18 protein-coding genes, 1 pseudogene and 1 other annotated feature are annotated in these 18461 nt (G+C 69.6%); of the genes and pseudogenes, 9 read left to right on the top strand and 10 right to left on the bottom strand.

All coding sequences use genetic code 11. From position 1 onward, the window contains the following. The first annotated feature begins 21 nt into the window (after positions 1–21). The 8 genes from NON00_RS11375 (at position 22) to arsJ (ending at position 7901) form a co-directional block, all read left to right on the top strand. Positions 22–1470, top strand: coding sequence for an FAD-dependent oxidoreductase (locus tag NON00_RS11375; protein WP_256020838.1), 1449 nt, complete (start codon positions 22–24; stop codon positions 1468–1470). 21 nt (positions 1471–1491) lie between these two features. Continuing rightward, on the top strand, positions 1492–1722 hold the full coding sequence (locus tag NON00_RS11370) for a hypothetical protein (RefSeq protein ID WP_256020835.1): 231 nt from the start codon (positions 1492–1494) through the stop codon (positions 1720–1722). Positions 1723–2012: 290 nt separating this feature from the next. Next, on the top strand, positions 2013–2372 hold the full coding sequence (locus NON00_RS11365; RefSeq protein ID WP_256020830.1) for a helix-turn-helix transcriptional regulator: 360 nt from the start codon (positions 2013–2015) through the stop codon (positions 2370–2372). After that, a complete protein-coding gene (gene arsB / locus NON00_RS11360) occupies positions 2369–3427 on the top strand; it encodes an ACR3 family arsenite efflux transporter (RefSeq protein WP_256020827.1) in 1059 nt (352 codons plus the stop codon). Before NON00_RS11365 ends, arsB begins: the two co-directional genes overlap by 4 nt. After that, positions 3424–4560, top strand: coding sequence for an ArsO family NAD(P)H-dependent flavin-containing monooxygenase (locus tag NON00_RS11355; RefSeq protein WP_256020824.1), 1137 nt, complete (start codon positions 3424–3426; stop codon positions 4558–4560). The genes arsB and NON00_RS11355 overlap by 4 nt, the downstream gene beginning before the upstream one ends. 68 nt (positions 4561–4628) lie before the next feature. Further along, the gene (locus NON00_RS11350; RefSeq protein WP_256020822.1) at positions 4629–5579 is read left to right on the top strand and encodes a metalloregulator ArsR/SmtB family transcription factor; all 951 of its coding nucleotides are present in this window, start codon (positions 4629–4631) and stop codon (positions 5577–5579) included. A gap of 23 nt (positions 5580–5602) precedes the next feature. Next, positions 5603–6646, top strand: a complete 1044-nt coding sequence (locus tag NON00_RS11345) for an ArsJ-associated glyceraldehyde-3-phosphate dehydrogenase (protein WP_256020819.1) — start codon at positions 5603–5605, stop codon at positions 6644–6646. A gap of 4 nt (positions 6647–6650) precedes the next feature. Next, positions 6651–7901 carry an organoarsenical effux MFS transporter ArsJ gene (gene arsJ / locus NON00_RS11340; RefSeq protein WP_256020816.1) on the top strand — a complete coding sequence of 417 codons (1251 nt, stop codon included), beginning with the start codon at positions 6651–6653 and terminating at the stop codon, positions 7899–7901. 124 nt (positions 7902–8025) lie between these two features. Here the strand turns inward: arsJ and NON00_RS24905 are convergent. The 3 genes and pseudogenes from NON00_RS24905 to NON00_RS11330 all read right to left on the bottom strand — a co-directional run. Beyond that, positions 8026–8235 (bottom strand): annotated as a pseudogene (locus tag NON00_RS24905) (IS3 family transposase); the annotation flags it as partial. Continuing rightward, positions 8199–8313, bottom strand: a sequence feature (AL1L pseudoknot). Its footprint overlaps the pseudogene before it by 37 nt. Further along, positions 8268–8501, bottom strand: a complete 234-nt coding sequence (locus NON00_RS24900; protein WP_370688706.1) for a hypothetical protein — start codon at positions 8499–8501, stop codon at positions 8268–8270. It overlaps the preceding feature by 46 nt. 98 nt (positions 8502–8599) lie before the next feature. Then, positions 8600–9100 (bottom strand): lactoylglutathione lyase family protein, encoded by a 501-nt coding sequence (locus NON00_RS11330; RefSeq protein ID WP_256020814.1) that lies wholly within the window; start codon positions 9098–9100, stop codon positions 8600–8602. A 93-nt stretch (positions 9101–9193) separates the two neighbouring features. Between NON00_RS11330 and NON00_RS11325 the strand changes: the two genes are divergently transcribed. Further along, on the top strand, positions 9194–9400 hold the full coding sequence (locus NON00_RS11325) for a LysR family transcriptional regulator (RefSeq protein WP_256020810.1): 207 nt from the start codon (positions 9194–9196) through the stop codon (positions 9398–9400). Positions 9401–9844: 444 nt separating this feature from the next. On the opposite strand, the gene NON00_RS11320 is transcribed toward NON00_RS11325, so the two are convergent. The 7 genes from NON00_RS11320 to exbD form a co-directional block, all read right to left on the bottom strand. Beyond that, positions 9845–11281, bottom strand: a complete 1437-nt coding sequence (locus NON00_RS11320; RefSeq protein ID WP_256020808.1) for a class I SAM-dependent methyltransferase — start codon at positions 11279–11281, stop codon at positions 9845–9847. Positions 11282–11369: 88 nt separating this feature from the next. Next, a complete protein-coding gene (locus NON00_RS11315; protein WP_256020804.1) occupies positions 11370–12782 on the bottom strand; it encodes a YncE family protein in 1413 nt (470 codons plus the stop codon). A gap of 62 nt (positions 12783–12844) precedes the next feature. Continuing rightward, a complete protein-coding gene (locus tag NON00_RS11310; RefSeq protein WP_256020802.1) occupies positions 12845–15355 on the bottom strand; it encodes a FepA family TonB-dependent siderophore receptor in 2511 nt (836 codons plus the stop codon). A gap of 104 nt (positions 15356–15459) precedes the next feature. Further along, the gene (locus NON00_RS11305; RefSeq protein WP_256020800.1) at positions 15460–16392 is read right to left on the bottom strand and encodes a FecR domain-containing protein; all 933 of its coding nucleotides are present in this window, start codon (positions 16390–16392) and stop codon (positions 15460–15462) included. Beyond that, on the bottom strand, positions 16389–16901 hold the full coding sequence (locus NON00_RS11300; protein ID WP_256020796.1) for a sigma-70 family RNA polymerase sigma factor: 513 nt from the start codon (positions 16899–16901) through the stop codon (positions 16389–16391). The genes NON00_RS11305 and NON00_RS11300 overlap by 4 nt, the downstream gene beginning before the upstream one ends. A 288-nt stretch (positions 16902–17189) precedes the next feature. Beyond that, positions 17190–18023, bottom strand: coding sequence for an energy transducer TonB (locus tag NON00_RS11295; protein WP_256020794.1), 834 nt, complete (start codon positions 18021–18023; stop codon positions 17190–17192). After that, on the bottom strand, positions 18020–18457 hold the full coding sequence (gene exbD, locus NON00_RS11290; RefSeq protein ID WP_256020793.1) for a TonB system transport protein ExbD: 438 nt from the start codon (positions 18455–18457) through the stop codon (positions 18020–18022). Before exbD ends, NON00_RS11295 begins: the two co-directional genes overlap by 4 nt. Positions 18458–18461: the final 4 nt, after the last annotated feature.

Genomic DNA, 18461 nt, shown 5'->3' with positions numbered 1-18461 from the left:
CCCAATCGCGTTTTTTCGCGCATGGATGCCTTACCCCTCTATGCATCAAGGAGCATCACCATGAGCGCACCCAGCCTACCCATCGTCGTGATCGGTGCTGGCCCCATCGGCCTCGCCGCCGCCGCGCAGCTCCTCGCCCGTGGCCTCGAGCCCTTGGTGCTGGAGGCCGGGCCCGATATCGGCCATGCGGTGCGGGCCTGGGGCCATGTCCGCATGTTCTCGCCCTGGGCGTTCAACACCGATGCCGCAGCGCGGGCGCTGCTCGAGGCCGAGGGGTGGTCGGCACCCGACCCCACGCTTTACCCGACCGGCGCTGAACTCGTCGCCAGCTACCTCGCCCCGCTGGCCGCGACGGCGGCGCTGCGCGGGCGCATCCGCACCGGCTCGAAGGTCGTGGGCGTCGCGCGCCGCGACTTCGGGCGGCTGCACGGCGGGGCCGGCCGCGACACGTCCCCCTTCGTGGTGCACCTTGAAACCTGCTGCGGCGTGCGGGCGGTCGAGGCGCGCGCGGTGATCGACTGCTCCGGCACCTGGCATGCGCCGAACCCCGCCGGCAGCCACGGCATGCCCGCACCCGGTGAGACGCAGCACGCGGCGCGCTTCGCCTCTGGCATTCCTGACGTGCGCGGGACCGAGCGCGCGACCTATGCGGGCCGTACGACGCTCGTCGTCGGCGCCGGGCACTCGGCGATGAACGCCGTGCTGGACCTGGCCGCACTTGCGAAGGAGGCGCCGGGCACGCGCATCCTATGGGCCTTCCGCCGGCCGCTCGGGGCGGTGAATTTCGGCGGTGGCGCCAAGGACGGGCTCGCGCAGCGGGGCGAGTTGGGCGCCCGCGCACAGGCGCTGGTCGAGACCGGCGCCGTCACCGCCCTCGCGCCCTTCCTGATCGACCGCATCGCCGAAGCCGAAGGCAAACTCACCATCATGGGCCGGCAGGAGGCGCGCATCACAACGGTCCAGACCGACCGGGTGATCGTCGCGACCGGCTTTCGCCCTGAACTCTCCTTCCTGCGGGAGGTGCGGCTCGGCCTCGACCCGGCGGTGGAGGCGACGCCGGCGCTCGCGCCACTGATCGACCCGAACCTGCACTCCTGCGGCACGGTGCGTCCGCATGGCGAGGCCGAGCTGCGCCATCCAGATCGGGGCTTCTACATCGCCGGCATGAAGAGTTACGGTCGCGCGCCGACCTTTCTGATGGCGACGGGGCATGAGCAGGTTCGCTCGATCGCAGCCTTCCTTGCCGGCGATGTCGAGGCGGCGCGCCGGGTCGAGCTGGTGCTGCCGGAGACGGGGGTCTGCTCGACCGGCCGCGCACCGGCGGGCGCCGCGGCTGCCTGCTGCACGCCCGTCACCCCCCAGGGCATCTGCTGCGACCCGAAGCCTGCGCTGGCGCCGGAGGCGCCATGCTGCGCGACGGCGGAGGTGGCAGCGGTGCCCGACGGGCAGCGTGGCGCCTGCTGCGGCTGAGGCGCGGGCCTGTCGAGCATCGTGCGCGGCAGCGTCCCGCTGAGCCTGTTCGGGGCAACGGGCTATGGCGCCCGGCTCGGCCAGCTTGCCGCGGTGCGCACCGTGCTGAGCGCCGGAGCGCCCTTCCTGTTCGCGGCGGGGATCGAAGGGGTTGGGCCGGGGGCCGCGCTGGTTGCGGCTTTGGTGACCGGCCTGACCGCGCTTGTGCCACTCGGGTTGCTTCGCCGCCGCGTGGTGGGGCGCGGGCGGTGACAGCCCCCCCGAGACACCACGCGGATCAAGGCGGCGCCGGGATGTGCCGCGTACCCGACCGCTGACGCAACTGGCGGCGCGCGACCGGCGGGGCCGCCAGGTCATGCTGCAGCAGCGCGGGCAGGAGGACAGCGCCGATCTGCCCCAGTGACTGCGCCGCGACCACGACCGCCGCGAACCGGGCGGCCGGCGCAAGGCGGGAAAGGGAAAACACACGCCATCCCAGGCTCGGAGCCGAAACAGGGATGTCCGGTCTTGCCCGCCCCCATTCCGTCCGCCATTCTCGACAAATGGACGAGACATCTGCCGTCGAGGCCCTTGGCGCCCTTGCCCAGGAGACCCGGCTCCGCGCCTTCCGCCTGCTGATCCGGCAGGGCCCGGAAGGTCTTCCCGCTGGCGAGGTGGCCCGTCGCCTCGGCGTCCCCCACAACACCATCTCCACGCACCTCGCCATCCTCGCGCGGGCCGGCCTCGTCGCGTCCCGGCGCGAGAGCCGGCAGGTCATCTACGCTGTCGAGGCGGGCGGCGTCCGTGACCTGATCGGCTTCCTCGTGGAGGAGTGCTGCGGCGGACAGCCGGAGGCCTGTGCGCCGCTGATCGAGGCGGCGCTGCCGCTGGCCGCCTGCTGTCCGGAGGAGATGCGCGCATGAGCGACGCCGTGCCCCGCCGCCTGTCTTTCCTGGACCGCTGGCTGACCCTCTGGATCTTCGCCGCGATGGCGCTCGGCGTCGTGCTGGGGGCGCAGGTGCCCGGCCTGCCCGCGGCCCTCGACGCGCTGTCGTTGGGCGGGACCAACATCCCGCTCGCGGTCGGGCTGATCCTGATGATGTATCCACCGCTGGCGCGCGTCCGCTACGAGGCGCTGCCGCAGGTCTTCGCCGACCGCCGCGTGCTGCTGCTCTCGCTCATGCAGAACTGGGTCATTGGCCCGGTGCTGATGTTCGCCCTGGCCGTGATCTTCCTGCGTGACCAGCCAGAATACATGACCGGCCTGATCCTCATCGGGCTCGCACGCTGTATCGCCATGGTGCTGGTCTGGAACCAGCTCGCACGCGGCGATGGCCAGTACGTGGCGGGGCTCGTCGCCTTCAACAGCCTCTTCCAGCTGCTCTTCTTCGGCGCCTATGCCTGGTTCTTCCTCTCGGTCCTACCGCCCTGGCTTGGCCTCGAGGGGCGTGTGGTCGAGGTCTCCTTCGCCACCATCGCCGGGGCCGTGCTGCTTTATCTGGGCCTGCCCTTCGCGGCTGGCTTCCTGACGCGCCGCCTGCTGGTCGCCCGGAAGGGCGAGGACTGGTATGCGCGGGCCTTCCTGCCGCGCATCGGGCCGATCACGCTCGGCGCGCTGCTCTTCACCATCACCGCCATGTTCGCCCTCAAGGGCGGCGAGGTGGTACGGCTGCCGCTTGATGCGCTGCGGATCGCCGTGCCGCTGGCGATCTACTTCCTCGTCATGTTCGTCGTGTCCTTCTGGATGGGGCGGCTGATCGAGGCCGACTATCCGCGCACCACGGCCATCGCCTTCACCGCGGCATCCAACAACTTCGAGCTCGCCATCGCCGTGGCCATCGCCGCCTTCGGCCTGGCCTCGCCGGTGGCTTTCGCGACCGTCATCGGGCCTCTTGTGGAGGTCCCGGTGCTGATCCTGCTGGTGGGCGTCGCGCTGCGGCTCGGGCAACGCTGGTTCCCGCGGACGGCGCCGAGGTGACGGACGCGCCCGATGTGGCCGCGCCGGAAGCGCTCGACGTGGCTGTGATCGGCGGCGGCCAGGCGGGGCTCGCGGCCGGCTACTTCCTCCGCCGAACGCCCCTGTCCTTCGTCATTCTCGACGATGCCGATGCCCCAGGTGGCGCATGGCAGCACGCCTGGGATTCGCTCGCGCTGTTCTCGCCGGCGCAATGGAGCTCACTCCCCGGCTGGCCAATGCCCTCTCCGCAGGGCGGCGGCTACCCGCCGCGGGACACAGTGGTGAGCTACCTCGCCGCCTATGAGGCCCGCTACGCGCTGCCGGTGCGGCGCCCCGTGCGCGTGGCGGCAGTGCGGCGCGATGGGGATCGCCTCCGGGTCGAGGCCGTGGACGGCCGGTCCTGGCACTCCCGCGCCGTCCTCAGCGCCACAGGCACCTGGGGCAGGCCCTGGATCCCCGACGTGCCAGGGCGCGGCGTCTTTCGGGGCCGGCAGGTCCATTCAGCGCAGTACCGGCGGCCGGAGGACTTCGCTGGTCAGGCCGTGCTGGTGGTCGGGGGCGGCAACTCCGGCGCGCAGATCCTCGCCGAGGTGTCAAAGGTGGCGCGGACCACCTGGGTGACGGAGCGCGATCCGACCTTCCTGCCGGACGAGGTGGACGGCCGGATCCTGTTCGAGCGCGCGACGGCCCGCTGGCAGGCGGAGCGCGAGGGACGCCAGCCACCCGAGCCACGCGGCGGTCTGGGTGACATCGTCATGGTGCCGCCCCTGCGGGAGGCGCGGGCGCGGGGCGCCCTGACGCGCAGCCTGCGGCCCTTCGCGCGCCTCGAAGCGGACGGCGCGGTCTGGTCCGACGGAACCCGCGTGCCGGCCCAGGCGATCATCTGGTGCACAGGCTTTCGCCCGGCGCTCGACCATCTTGTGCCGCTCGGCGTGCTCGGGGCGGACGGACGGGCTCTGGTCGGGCCGGACGGACGAGCGGCGTGCGAGCCTCAGCTCTGGCTGCTCGGCTATGGGGACTGGACGGGGACCGCCTCCGCGACGCTGGCCGGCATCACCCGGGCCGCACGCGGCACCGTGGCTGCGATCTCGGGCGCGCTGGCCCTCGACACAGCCCGGGCAGACCCTGCGGTGGGATCACTGGGATCATCCTAGGCACCGTGGCGGGCGTATCGTCATCCAAGCTTCACGCACAGCGATTCCAATTCGACTATACTGGAATTATGGATAATGACGAGGCAGCAGCCGGCTTCACCGCCCTCGGGCAGGGCACACGGCTCGAACTGATGCGCAGCCTGCTGGCGGCCGGTCCTTCCGGCCTGCCGGCCGGCGAGATCGCGGTGCGGCTCGGCGTGCCGGCCTCCACCCTGTCGTTCCACCTCAAGGCGCTGGAGGCCGCGGGCCTGGTCGCCGCGACGCGGCACGGCCGCAGTCTGGTCTACGCCGCGCAGGTCGCGCGGCTGCGTGCGCTCCTCGCCTTCCTGGCCGAGGCCTGCTGCGGCGGCGATCCCGCGCGCTGCGGTGACCTGCACCGACTTTTCGACACCGATGGGGAGACTGCCATCATGCAGAAGCCCGTGTTCAATGTGCTGTTCCTGTGCACGCGCAACTCGGCCCGCTCGATCATGGGCGAGGCCATCCTGAACCGCATCGGCGAGGGCCGCTTCCGAGCCTTCTCCGCGGGTTCCGCGCCGTCAGGGAGTGGGCCGCTGCCAGAGGTGCTGAGCCAGCTCAAGGCGCTCGGCCACGACGTCTCGGCGCTGCGATCGAAGTCCTGGGACGAGTTCACCGGCGTAGCGGCACCCCGCATCGACTTCGTCATCGCGCTCTGCGACATGGTGGCAGGCCAGCTCTGTCCTGACTTCGGGGAGACGACCGTCACCGCTGCCTGGCCGCTGCCCGACCCGGCGAAGTTCACCGGCAGCGCGACCGAGCGCGCGACGCTGCTGAACGAACTCTACGCCGCGCTGCACCGCCGGCTCGGCATCTTCACCAACATCCCTTTCGCGTCGCTCGACCGGATGGCGCTGAAGGCGCGGGTGGACGAACTGGCCGACCCGCACGCATTGCCGCAGCGCGGCACGACCGCGACACCGCAGCGCGGCACGGCCGCGACACTGCCGCGCGGCACGGCCACGACACCGCCGCGCGGCACAGCCGCGACGGCACGCTAACCGACAAGAGCGGGAATACTGGGATGAGGGTTGGCATCAGCGGCATGGGCCGCATCGGGCGGCTGGCGCTGCGCGCCGCACTCGGCGCGGCGGAGCGGCCGGAGGAGGACCCCCGGCGGGGCAACCGGCTGGAGGTCGTCCACCTCAACGAGATCAGGGGCGGTGCTGTGGCCACCGCCCACCTGCTCGAATTCGACAGTGTGCAGGGCCGCTGGCGCGCGCCGATCGCCGCGGAAGGAAAGGACGCCATCCGCATCGGCCATCGCCGCCTTTCCTTTTCCGAGCAGCCGCATCCCGCCGAGATTCCCTGGGGCGATCTGGGTGTCGACGTCGTGCTGGAATGCACCGGCAAGTTCCTTGACCCAGAGACGATCGGGGGTCACCTGAAGCGCGGCGCGAAGCGGGTGATCGTGGCGGCGCCGGTGAAGTTCGACAGCGTGCTGAACGTGGTCGTTGGCGTGAACCATCATCGCTACAACCCCGCGCGGCACCCGATCGTCACCGCGGCCTCCTGCACCACGAATTGCCTCGCCCCAGTAGTGAAGGTGGTGCACGAAGCAATCGGTATCCGCCACGGCCAGATCACCACAATCCACGACCCGACCAACACCAACGCGGTGGTGGATGCGCCGCACAAGGACCTGCGCCGGGCACGCTCCGCGATGCTCTCGCTCCAGCCGACCACGACGGGCAGCGCGACCGCGATCGCCCTGATCTACCCGGAGTTGCAGGGCAAGCTGAACGGCCACGCGGTACGCGCCCCGGTGCTGAACGCCAGCCTGACCGACTGCGTCTTCGAGATGGCGCGGGAGACCTCGGCCGAGGAGGTCAACGCGCTGTTCCAGGCCGCCGCCGCGGGGCCGCTCGCCGGGATCCTAGGCTACGAGGCGCGGCCGCTGGTCAGCGCGGACTACGCCCGCGATACCCGCAGTTCCATCGTGGATGCGCCAAGCACCCTGGTCACCGACGGCACGCTGCTGAAGGTCTACGCCTGGTACGACAACGAGATGGGCTACGCCTGCCGCATGGTGGACCTCGCCTGCCACATGGCTGAGGCAGGGATCTGACGGGATGAGCAGCAGCGCCCCCATCCCGTCCTCCCCGGAGACCCGCAACTACGCCATCGTTACCGCAGCCTATTGGGGATTCACGCTGACTGACGGCGCGCTGCGGATGCTGGTGCTGCTGCACTTCTTCCGCCTCGGCTATTCGCCCTTCACGCTCGCCTTCCTCTTCCTGCTCTACGAGGGCACAGGGATAGGCGCGAACCTGATCGGCGGCTGGTTGGCGACGCGGTTCGGCATCGCGCGCATGCTGGCTGTCGGGCTGACCACGCAAATTGCCGGATTCCTGCTGCTCTCGGTGGTCTCGCCCGACTGGTCGGCCACCCTCTCAGTCGCCTGGGTGGTCGCAGCGCAGGGCGTCTGCGGGGTTGCGAAGGATCTGACCAAGACGGCGAGCAAGAGCGCGATCAAGCTCACCGCTGGCGAGACGTCCGGCCGCCTGTTCAAGTGGGTCGCGTTTTTCACTGGCAGCAAGAACGCCATGAAGGGCTTCGGCTTCTTCCTTGGTGGCCTGCTGTTGGAAGTTCTGGGCTTCCAGGGCACGCTGTGGGCCATGGCGGCTGCGTTGGGCGTGATCCTCGCCGGCGTGACGCTCTCGCTTCCGCCGATGATGGTGAGGGCGAAGGCGTCGAAGACCGCGCGGGAGCTCTTCTCGAGGAACCGTGGCGTGAACCTGATAGCCGCCGCGCGCGTCTTCCTGTTCGGCGCGCGCGATGTCTGGTTCGTCGTTGGCCTGCCGGTCTTTCTCTACGCGTCGGGCTGGACCTTCACCATGGTGGGCGGCTTCCTCGCGGTGTGGACGATCGGCTACGGCGTGGTCCAGGCGGCTGCGCCGGCCTTCGTCCGGCGCAGTGCTGACGGTTTATCGGCGGAGGTTCCTGCTGCGCGGGCCTGGTCCCTGGCGTTGATTGCCGTGCCCGCGGTGCTTACCGCGATGATGATCGGAGACGTGCCGGGGGCCGGTTTCTTCGTGCCGGTGGGGCTTTGCGCCTTCGGCGTCCTCTTCGCGGTGAACTCCTCGGTGCACTCCTATCTCGTGCTGGCTTACGCTGGCAGCGAGAAAGCGGCGGAGGATGTGGGTTTCTACTACGCTGCCAACGCGGCCGGCCGCTTCGCCGGCACCTTGATGTCCGGCCTGCTCTACGCCTGGGCAGGGCTCCCTGCCTGCTTGGTCGGCTCCGCCCTGATGCTCGGAATCTGCTGGGCACTGACGCTCGCCCTGCCGACGAGCGCTGCAACACGCGCAACTGCGGCGTAGCATTGCGCACCGTAAGGATACTCAGCCGGTGAGACGGATTGAACCGCCCCGGGTTGCCAGAGGCTGGTTGGTTTGGGTTAAGCGGCCAGGGCTGGTGTATCCCCCGTAGCATAGTAACGCGCCTCGCTTCGGCGTGAGGGATGTTTCCGATCGGCACGAGGAGGCGATGGTTCTTGAACCAAGGCACCCACGCGAGGGTGGCGTATTCAACGGCTGCCAGCGACCACCACATGCCGCGGCGGCGGATAACCTCGGCCTTGAACAGCCTGATCACCGTCTCAGCGAGCGTGTTGTCGTAGGAATCGCCAACGCTCCCGACGGACGGCTCGATCCCGCAGGCCTCGCGGTGAGCGTCGATGAAGGCGATCATGGCTTCGAGCAGCGGTCGAGTTCCACCATCGCAAAATACGCCGACGCCTTGCGCAGGATCTCATTGGCCTGCCGCAACTCGCGGTTCTCGCGCTCCAGGGCCTTGATCCGCTCCCCCTTCGCGCTGGTGGGGCCAGGCCGCAACCCCTGGTCGCGCTCGGCCTGCTTCACCCCCAGCCGCGCAGCGTCTGCCCAGTCGGCGGGGTTGAGCCCGATCGCGGCGTTGCGCACCAGCGCCGTGCCGGGTTCGGGCGCGCGTGGAGGCTGCTCGGCCAGGCGCAGAGCCAGGGGGCAGATCAGCCTGCCAGGTCCAGGTCAGATTCAGGCGCTCAGGCATAGGCCCCAGCCGAGTAGGTCAACTCGTAGCTGTGGCTGTAGATCTCAAGAATGTTGCCAAAGGGGTCTTCCATATAGACCATGCGGTAGGGCTTGCCGCCGGGGAAGTATTCGCGCACCGGCATGCGCTGCCTGCCACCGGCCGCCACGATGCGCGCGGCCAGCCCCTCGACGTCCGGGTCCTGCACGCAGAAATGGAACACACCGGACTTCCAGTACTCGAAATTGGCCTCGCGCCTCTCGGCGTTACGGAATTCAAATATATCGACGCCGACACGGTCGCCCGTTGAGAGATGCGCGATGCGGAAACTGCCCCAGCCAGGGCCGAAGACATCCGAGCACATCACGCCGATGGCGCTGCCGTCCTCGGTGATCGTGGTGGGCGGCATGATGAGGTACCAGCCCATAACCCCGGTGTAGAAGGCCACAGCGGCGTCGAGATCGGGCACGGAAAGGCCGATATGCGAGAAGCTGCGCGGATAGGGGCTCAGCATGGCGTACAAACTCCGGAGAAAATGGATCCCTGGAGATAGACGCCACCCAATATAATAAAAATACACCGCCTGTTATCAGATTGATAAGCAATCATGATGGCACAGCTGGAATGGCTCCATTCCTTCACAGCCACCGCAGAATTCGACAGCTTCACCCGCGCGGCACGACAGCTGAACCTGGCCCAGGCTGCCATCAGCCCGCACATCCGCGCGCTCGAAGCACAGTGCGGCCATCTGCTGATCCGCTGGCCGCAGTTGGTGGAGGTGACACACGCCGGGCGCGCCTTGCACAACTACTGAGCCGAGATCGAGCGTGTCGCCCAGCGTCTGGCCGCGCGCCTGGCCATGCAGGACGAAACCGACGGCAGTGGTGGGCTGCTCACGCCGGGCCGCGTGGGCCGGTAGTACGGCACCGTTCGCCCCCGACGATGAGGCCATCGCACGCGTCCTTGCCAGCCAGCACGGCATCGGGCTGACGGCATGCCGCCCCGATGACCCGCGCCTGACAGCAGCACCCTTCGCGCAGGAACCGCCCGAACTGGTGGTCCGGCGGGCACCTCGGTCACCGGCTGGGCCGATCTCACACCCGGGCATGCCGGCATTGCCGTATCGTGGCTTCAGCAGCCAGATCACGCTGATCCTCGGGCCGGTGGGGCTCGGGCCTGGCTTCACCGCGCTACAGCGCCCGGCAGCCATAATCTACAATCACCAAGTCAATCACGCCAAAACCATTAAATCAAATATTTATCCCCCATTTACAGGCCCTGCCGCTCTCCCCGTGGGCAGGGCGCCACAGGCCACCCACCAGTCCCGCTTTGCCCGCGCCATGACAGGCGGCGCCTCCCCGCCCCCCTCCAGAACAGCACGCGCCAGAGCGATCTCCGTCGCCGTGGCCGGCAGGGCGGTGCCAAGCGCCGGGGCCGCCAACCAGCCGGCGTCGGGCCGCGCCGCGAGTTGGTGGTTCAACCGCCAGCCGGGGGCCGGGTCGGGCAGCGGGCGCGCCACGGGGTGCAGACAGCCGCTCCAGAGCAGCATCTGTACCGCCTGGTTCAACTGGGACGGGTGCGGAGAAAACCCGGGCAGGCGCGCGAGTTCGCCCAGGCTGCGCGGCCCGCCCTGCAGCGCCCGCAGGAGGGGGCCAAACAGCGCAGCCTCACCGATCACGGGCCCGCCCGGCGTCTCAAAGGTGAGATCCCCCTCCCCCGAGGGCGCCCCAGGGAGCAGGGTCACGGCCAGCTGCTCCAGCGCCAGGGCGTGCTGCGCGGAGGAAAGCGGCGAGCCGCCACGCTGATAGAGATCCCGCCGCAGCGACTGGTTGCGGGCGAAGTCGCGCAGCGTCTCCGCCAGGGCCGGGTCCGCCACGCCGACCAGGCTGCGGCGCGCCCCCTGCGGCAGGCTGGCGGCATCGATATTGTCAAGCGGCGTCGCGCTGCCGCGATAGAGGCAGCCCAGCGCGGCAAAATCCTCCATCACCCTGGCGACGTGGAATGGCTCCCAATGCTCTGTCAGCCATTCATGCGCCAGGGCGGCGGGCGGCATGCGCGTGGCAGCCTCCAGCCGCTGGCGCTCCTGTGGATGGGCTGTGAAGAAACCCGCCCCGGCCTCGGACAGGCTCCGCAGGAAGGCCAGCGCCTCCGCCGCGCGCGTGGCGGAGCCACCCGGGCGCATGCTGGCATGGTACCTGACGAGGTGCTGGGCCGATGCCGCCGCCGCCATGCCCGGCTGCGCCATGTAATGCACATAGACGAGGCCACCGGGCTTCAGGCAGCGGTCGATGAAACGGTGGAGTGCCGCGCGCTGCGCAGGTGAAATCCAGGACAGCACGCCATGCGTGACGATGATGTCGAAGCAGCCTAGCGGCTCCGCGGGCAGCGCCGCGAGCTCCTCGAAGCCCGCCTGGAGGAAGGTGATGTTGGATAGGGCCGCGGCGGCGGCGATGCGCCGGGCCTCACCGATCTGCGCCGCATCCATGTCCACCGCCAGGAAGTCGCCCTGCGGGCAGGTCGCGGCGGAGACCAGGCTGTTCAGCCCGGCGCCACAGCCCAGTTCGCACCAGCGGAAGGGGGCCGCAATGTCGGGCGCGGCGCAGCCCAGCGCGCGGGCCACGGCATCGATCCAGGCGGGGGTCATCTCGCGGTGGAACAACGCCGGATAAGCGACGTCGCTGATATAGCCATCCATGGAGCTGATCACCTCGCGCGGGGCCGCCCCGCAATGCCGGAAGAGCCGGCCCGGGCGCGCGCCCGGGCCGGGAAAGGGAAGGCCGCGCTCAGGAGCGCGGGCGGATGCGCAGCAGCGTGTCACCTTCCTCGCCGCGGGCATTGGCCGACTTGTCCACGGCGAAGATCGTGCCATCCTTGCCGGCGGCGACATGGTTGGCCAGCGGAGCGGGGCCGAGATTGGCCAGGATCCGGCCATCGGCGTCGAGCACCGTCACCGTCCCGGCGCCACGGCTGGCGACATAGGCGCGGCGACGCTGCGGGTCGAACACCACATTCAGCGCGCCGGCGCCCACCGGCGTATCGGCCAGCACCGCGCCACTGGCGCCATCGAGCACCACGAGGTTGTCGCTGCCCTGGGCCGCGACGAAGATGCGCCCCGTCTGCGGATCATGCGCGACGCCGATCGTGCCGCGCGCGCCCGGCACGGGGAAGACCTTCTCGACGCGGCCGGCGCGCGTGTCGATGACCGCCACCTCGCTGGTGCTGTTGCTGACGACATAGAGCCGCCCCGCCGCGGCATCGAGCGAGAGGCTGGCGGCGGAGAAGGTGGCGCCGCGCTGGCGCGTGGCGATCTCGATGCGGCCCGCGACCTCTGGCGCGCGGGTGTCGAACACCACCACCTCAGGTTTGAAGGTGGCACTGGCATAGGCCTTGCCGGCCACCGCATCCACCACCACGTCGCGCGCATGACTCACCGTGCCGGGCGGAAACTGCCGGACCAGGGCGAGATCGGACTGGCGGTAGACGGCCACGGTGTCCTGCCGCGAGTTGGTCACCCAGACCGTGCCGTTCGCGTCATCGACGCCGATACCATAGACGGCATGGACACCACCCTCGGCATTGGCGCGCGCGGGCGCCGCCTGCGGCGTGACGCGCGCGGTGATGGCAAGGCTGTCCGCGTCCAGCCGCAGCAATTCGGACTGGCGCACCGGCGGGCGGCCCACGGCGGAGGTGACGAAGAGCGCATGGCTGCGCGCGCTGTAGGCGGACTGGTAGAGGCCCCGTGCCACCCGCGCCTCGCTCAACTCATAGCCGGCTTGGCCGGAGAGCGGGATCTGCGGCGAAATCTTCAGCGTGGCCAGGCTGGCGCTGTAGGGCGCCTGGGTGATGACGAGGATGGGATGGTTGCCGGCCACCGCATCGGCGGGCAGCTTCAACGTGGCGGCCACCTTGCCCTGCGCATCGGCCACCAGCGCGCCGCCCGGCAGCGCCGTGGTGCCGTAGAGCAGCGTCACCGGCTGGCCTGGGCGGAAGCCCTGCCCGGCGATGGCGACCTCCGCTCCGGCATGGATGGGCTGCTGTCCCTGCCCGGCGGCGCTGAAACGGAGTTGCGGACTGGCGGTGGCATCGAGAGGGCCGAAGAGCGGCTGGGCCTGCGCGGCCAGGCCGCCCAGCAGCAGCGAACCAGTGATGGCCAGGCCCGGCAGGGCGTGGCGCAGGCGGGAGGCGAAACGGGGCATAGGGTCGTTCCTCGCGGAGGAAGGGGGGCGGGTGCTGCAGCGCCCGCCTGGCGTTGGTCAGGTCAGAAGCTCGCGGTCAGGCTGACGAAATAGGCGCGGCCCGGCTCGTTGTAGGTGTTGGCGCCGGCGGCACTGGAGGTCGCCTCGCGGAAGAGTTGCTGGTCGAAGAGGTTGCTGATGCCCGCGGTCAGCCGCGTGGAGGTGTTGATGTCATAGGTGGCGCTGACATCGACGAGCGAATAGGGCTTGCGCTCGCGCAGCGCGTCGCCCGTGTTGGCGAAGCCCGTCATGCTCACCGTGCGCGCCTCCTGCCGGCCGTAATGCGTCACGCCAAGGCGGAAGGAGAGATCGTCACGCGCCTGCCAGTCCAGCGTGGTGTTGATGGTGTATTCCGGCACCAGGGAGAGCGGCTGACCGGTGGTCTTGTCCTTGCTCTCGATCATGTAGGTGAAGTTGGTGTTCCAGGAGAGGCTCTCGCGCAGCGGGATGAGGATATTGCCCTCGATCCCCTGGATGATGGCTTCCGGCGTATTCTCCCAGCGCAGGATGCGGCCATTGGCCGAGGTCTGGCCCACCGGGATCAGGCCGGCGACGATTTTGTCGTGATAGTCGTTGTGGAAATAGGTGAGGCTGCTGCTGAAACCGTCCTTGTTGTAGGACAGGCCGATTTCCTTGTTCAGGCTGGTTTCGGCGCGGAGATCCGCATTGCCCTGCACATAGCAGCCCGCGCCCAGGCTGGCATAGCCGTTGGGGCAGCCATTGCCCATCGTGTAGTAAACGAAGTTCGGGTTGGACTGGTAGAGGTTGGGCGCCTTGAAGGCGCGCGCGATGCCGCCCTTGATCGAGAAGCCGTCAAACAACTCGTAGGAGGCATTCAGCGACGGGCTCCAGTTCGAACCAAACTGGCTGTGGTTGTCGAAGCGGACACCCGGCGTCAGCACAAGCCGCGAGGTGGCGTAGATATTGTCCTCGACAAAGGCCGAATAGGTCTCGGCGCTGGCGCTGCCGGGGCGCGTGCCCGTGCTCAGGCCGGGCAGCACGCCGCCATTGGCCAGGGACTGGGTCATCGAATAGGGGTCGTTGAGATTTTCCCTGAGGAATTCGGCGCCGAGGGTCAGGCGCTGCGGTGCGACGAAGTCCAGCGGGATATTCAGTTCACCACTGGCCGAATAATTGTTCAGGGTCGAGGTGGAATAGCCGGTCGCGGTGTTGATGCTACCCTCAGGGCTGCCCGCCAAGCCTTCATTCAGCCGCTTGTTGCTGGTGCCTTCATACTGGAAGAGCAGACGCGAATCCGCCCAGCCCCATTCGCCACGATGCTGCAGCGAGGCCGTGCTGCGCGTCATGATATTGGTCTCGGCGCCATCGCTCGCGAGCTGGGTGAGCAGCGCACTGCCCGCGCTGTTCACAGCCCGGTCCCCGGCATAGATATTGCCCTGGCGGCTGTAGCCCAGTTCCAGTTCCACGACATGCTGCGGATTGAGGTCCCAGCGCAGCAGGCCATTGAGGTCGCGGTTCTCGACACCCTCGCGCCCGGCGGGCGGCGTATTGCCCGCAGCGGTATTGCCGGCGGCGCGGTTCAGTTCCAGGCTGTCGGCATCGGTGCGGTTGAAATTGCCATAGGCGCGGAAGCTCAGGCCCGGCAGGGTGGTCGGGCCGGAGAGGTTCAGCGTCACGCGGCGGCCATCGCCCTCACGGTCATCCTCAGGCTGAAGGGTATAGAGCGTGACGGAGCCATGCAGTTCGTCGGTCGGCGGCTTCGTGATGATGTTGACGACACCGCCCGCTGCCCCCGAGCCATAACGCGCCGCCGCCGGGCCGCGGATCACCTCGATCCGCTCAATCGCATCCGCGGGCACCCAGTTGGAATCGCCGCGCGTGTTGCGCTCACCACTGCGGCCCATGCGCACCGAGTTGCGGCTGCGCACCGGCTTGCCGTCGATCAGGATCAGCGTGTTCTCCGGCCCCATGCCGCGCAGGTCGATCTGCCGGTTGTTGCCATACTGGCCGGAGGAGGAATTGCCGGTGAGGTTCACGCCCGGCATGGTGCGGATGATCTCGGAGATGTCGTTGGCCGGCGGCATGCGCCGGATATCCTCGCCGGTGATGACCGAGACGCCCGGTGCCTGCTTCAACTCCTGCTCCGCCGTGGCAACGACGCTGACCTCCGCGAGGACCAGGGTACCATCCGCCGCCGGCGCCTCCGCCCGCGGCGCGGGCGCCACGCCGCGCAGTGTGTAGATCACGCCATCCCGCGAGACGGCCTCCAGCCCGGTGCCGGAGAGCAGGCGCACGAAGCCGCCCTCGATGCTGGACTGGCCGCGCAGCCCCGGGCTGCGCAGTTCCGCCACCTGCGCCGCGGTGAAGGAGAGGGTAATGCCGGATTGCTGGGCAAAGCGGTTCAGCGCACCGGCAAGGGGGCCGGCGGGAACATCATAGCTGGCCACCTGCGCGGAAGACCCGGTCTGGGAAAGGGCCTGCCCGGCCGGAAGGGCCAGCAGCGTCACGCTGCCAAGCAGCGCGGCACGCAGCGTCCAACCAAGGCGGCGGGAAGGGCGGCGGGCGTGAGTCATGGGGCGTTACGTCCGGTTTCCGTGAGTTACAGAAACGCAGACGGATGAGATGGCCGGAGAGACAGCGCCCCGGTGATGTTTTCCACATTTTTTTGTGGCGCGGCTCAAAGCCGACGCACGCTCAGAATGAAGGGCGCCTCATGCCGGATCTCAACCGGCAGAGCGGCAGCGATCGCCTCCAGCGCGGTCTCGGTCTTCCGCAGCGGCAGCACGCCGGAGAGGCGCAACCCCTCCAGCGCCGCGCGATCATAGCGCAGCAGGCCAGGCCGGTAGCGCGCCAGTTCGTCCAACACCTCGGCCAGCGGGCGGTCCTCAGCGACCAGCAGGCCCTGCGCCCAGGCGGTGGCACCGGGCGGGGCCGGAAAGGGCCCGGCGGCACGGTGGCCGGCCAGCCGCCCGGCCTGGCCCTGCCGCAGCGTGATACAGGCCGCGCCTTCCTCCACTGCGCCAGGGCAGGCCCGCACGGCAGATTCCTCGACCACGATGCCGGTTTCCGCCACGCCGCGCCGCACGGCGAAGCGGGTGCCCAGGACGCGCAGCCGCCCCTCGGGCGTCTCGACCACCAGCGGGCGGCCCGGGTCGGGCGCCACCTCGAGCAGAAGGGCGCCGCGCACCAGGATGACGCGGCGCATCCCCGCATCAAAGCGCAGGGTGATGGCGCTACCGGTGTCGAGCGTCACGCGCGAGCCATCAGGCAGGGTGAGGCTGCGGATCTCCCCGGTTTCCGCGCGGTGGTCGGCCAGCCACCAGGGCCAGTCCGGCAGCAGGGCGGCCAGGGCCAACAGGCAGGCGGCGCCGCCCCAGGCCAGGCGGCGGCGGCGTGGCGCGGCCTGCAGGGCACGCCGCGCCGGCTCGGCCGGCAGCCCCTCGAAACGGCCCAGGATGGTCTCCATGCGACGGAAGGCCTCGGTATGGCCCGGATGCTCGGCCTGCCAGGCGCGGCAGCGGGCCTGCTGCGCCGCTGTGGCCTCGCCGGAGGCCAACAGGGCATGCCACTCCGCCGCGCGGCGCACCATCGCGGCACTGGGTTCGGTCATGCCCGCTCCACGGGCAGGCCGTGGACCACGGCGTAGCAATGCACCAGGGCCGTGGCGACATATTTGCGCACCATGCTGGTGGAGACGCCCAGAAGGTCCGCGATCTCGGCATGGCCCAGCCCGTCCAGCCGGCTCAGCAGGAAGGCCCGGCGCGGCCTGTCCGGCAAGCCGTCCAGCATGCGGGCGATGAGGGTCAGAGCCTCCACCGCCTCACAGATCTGGTGCGGGGAGGCCGCCATCTCCCGCTCCTGCAAGGCGGTCAGGGCAGAGAGATAGGCCTTCTCCAGCGCCAGCCGGCGCTGCTGGTCGATCAGCAGGCGGATGGCGGCGGTGGCCAGATAGGCGCGCGGACTCTGGAGCCCCTCCCCCGGCGGCCGTTCCAGGATCTTACAGAAGAGGTCCTGCGCCAGATCGGCGGCCCGCTCATGGCAGCGCACGCGGCTGCGCAGCCAAGCCACCAGCCAGCCGGCATGGTCATTGTAGAGGTCGATCGCAAGGGTACTGCGCATGGCGGGCGATATGATTGAAACGGAGCGTAACCAGAAATAACGATAATGAGAATTAATCGCAATAGCGCATCGCATGGGCGGCTGAAACCAGCCAGCGGCTGGCGGCCAAACGGAGTTGCTTGCCAGCAGCGGCGGCGCATCGGTGGTCCGCCAGTGGGCCGCGGGCTCGACATAGGTGGCGCGCACCCTATTGAAGAGATCGCGCATCGCCCGGCTGCCCGGCTCGTGAAGATGCGTGCGGCGGACAGGTGAGGCACAGTGTTCGCCGACTCAGACGCCGGCAACCCGTCAGCGGAGCAAGAAGATCACCGGCGTCGTGATGGTGAGCGGCAGGCCCGCCGGGGGTGGCGGCACGCGCGCGGCGCGCCGGATCATTGCCAGCACTTCCTCATCCAGTTCCACGAAACCAGAGGAACGCTGGAGCGAGGCGGACAGCACGCGGCCCTCCTCGTCGATCGTGAAGCTGAGATAGGCCATGCCCTGCTCGCGGCGGGCGCGGGCCCCGGCGGGGTAACGCTTGTGCCGCTCCAGATGGGCGATGAGCCTGGCCTGCCAACTGACGACGCCCGCGGCGGAGACGCCGGAGGCGCTCTGGCGGCCGGCATCGCGGCTGGCCTGTTGAACCTGGGCCTGTGCGGCGACGGCGGCCTGCGCGCCGGGTTGCGGCGGGTCAGCCTGGTCCGGCATGGGCGGCCTCGCCCGCGGCTGCGGCTCTGGCTGGGAGCGCGGAGAGCGCCTCGCGGCTTCCTGCCGGGGTGGCGGCCTGGGCTTCGCGGGCGGAGGCAGCGCAACAGGGGCAGTCAGGCGCGGGGTTTCTTCCGCCACAGAGTTCTCAGCGGCGTCCTCTGGCGGGGGGAGCTGCGCCTGTACGGCCGCAGCCGTGGCATCTTCCCGGTCGGGCGTGATCTCGTTCCGTGCCACATGCCGCGCCTCCGCCACCTCGGCCAGTTCGATCGCGATCGCCATCGGGGGCGCGGCATCGGGAAGCGTGACGGCGGCTTCGCGCATCAGCCAGGCCACCGCGCCGAGATGCGCCATCAGCACGACAAGCCCCGCGCCGGGCCAGAGGGCGCCGACAAGCAGGCGGGCGCTGCGGCTGGCTGGCGCGCTCCAGCCGCTCATGGGGCGGCCCCCGCGGCAGGCACCGCCTCCACCCCAACCAGAGCGATCCGCAAATAGCCGGCCTCACGGAGCAGGTTCATCAGCGCCATCAGTTCCCCATAGGCGACGAGCCTGTCGGCGCGCAGGAAGATACGCGTCTCCTTGTCGCCATCGGCGATCTTGTCGAGTGCGGCGCCCAGGGCATCGCGCGGCACGGCAACCTCGCCCAAGGTCAGCGTGAGGTCGCCTTTCAGCGTGAGATAGAGCGGCTTCTCAGGCCGCGACGCGGGGGGCGCGGTCGAGGCCGGGAGATCGACATTGACATCGACGGTCGCCAACGGCGCGGCCACCATGAAGATGATGAGCAGCACCAGCATCACGTCGATGAAAGGCGTGACGTTGATCTCGTGATTTTCCTCGAGATCATGCTGCCGTTCGCGGATGCCTCCAGCCATCACG

Source organism: Roseomonas sp. GC11, assembly GCF_024437745.1.
In the GTDB taxonomy this organism is placed as follows: Bacteria; Pseudomonadota; Alphaproteobacteria; order Acetobacterales; family Acetobacteraceae; genus Pseudoroseomonas.
The sequence above is the reverse complement of the archived record's forward strand: the minus strand, read 5'-3'. Positions and strand labels throughout refer to the sequence as shown.

Coding starts and splice junctions, on each gene's coding strand:
- arsB (WP_256020827.1), top strand. CDS start 2,369: ATGAGCGACGCCGTGCCCCGCCGCCTGTCTTTCCTGGACCGCTGGCTG.
- NON00_RS11365 (WP_256020830.1), top strand. CDS start 2,013: ATGGACGAGACATCTGCCGTCGAGGCCCTTGGCGCCCTTGCCCAGGAG.
- NON00_RS11315 (WP_256020804.1), bottom strand. CDS start 12,782: ATGCCCCGTTTCGCCTCCCGCCTGCGCCACGCCCTGCCGGGCCTGGCC.
- NON00_RS11295 (WP_256020794.1), bottom strand. CDS start 18,023: ATGAGCGGCTGGAGCGCGCCAGCCAGCCGCAGCGCCCGCCTGCTTGTC.
- NON00_RS11320 (WP_256020808.1), bottom strand. CDS start 11,281: ATGGATGGCTATATCAGCGACGTCGCTTATCCGGCGTTGTTCCACCGC.
- exbD (WP_256020793.1), bottom strand. CDS start 18,457: ATGGCTGGAGGCATCCGCGAACGGCAGCATGATCTCGAGGAAAATCAC.
- NON00_RS11300 (WP_256020796.1), bottom strand. CDS start 16,901: ATGCGCAGTACCCTTGCGATCGACCTCTACAATGACCATGCCGGCTGG.
- NON00_RS11305 (WP_256020800.1), bottom strand. CDS start 16,392: ATGACCGAACCCAGTGCCGCGATGGTGCGCCGCGCGGCGGAGTGGCAT.
- NON00_RS11350 (WP_256020822.1), top strand. CDS start 4,629: ATGGATAATGACGAGGCAGCAGCCGGCTTCACCGCCCTCGGGCAGGGC.
- arsJ (WP_256020816.1), top strand. CDS start 6,651: ATGAGCAGCAGCGCCCCCATCCCGTCCTCCCCGGAGACCCGCAACTAC.
- NON00_RS11310 (WP_256020802.1), bottom strand. CDS start 15,355: ATGACTCACGCCCGCCGCCCTTCCCGCCGCCTTGGTTGGACGCTGCGT.
- NON00_RS11375 (WP_256020838.1), top strand. CDS start 22: ATGGATGCCTTACCCCTCTATGCATCAAGGAGCATCACCATGAGCGCA.
- NON00_RS11325 (WP_256020810.1), top strand. CDS start 9,194: ATGATGGCACAGCTGGAATGGCTCCATTCCTTCACAGCCACCGCAGAA.
- NON00_RS11345 (WP_256020819.1), top strand. CDS start 5,603: ATGAGGGTTGGCATCAGCGGCATGGGCCGCATCGGGCGGCTGGCGCTG.
- NON00_RS11330 (WP_256020814.1), bottom strand. CDS start 9,100: ATGCTGAGCCCCTATCCGCGCAGCTTCTCGCATATCGGCCTTTCCGTG.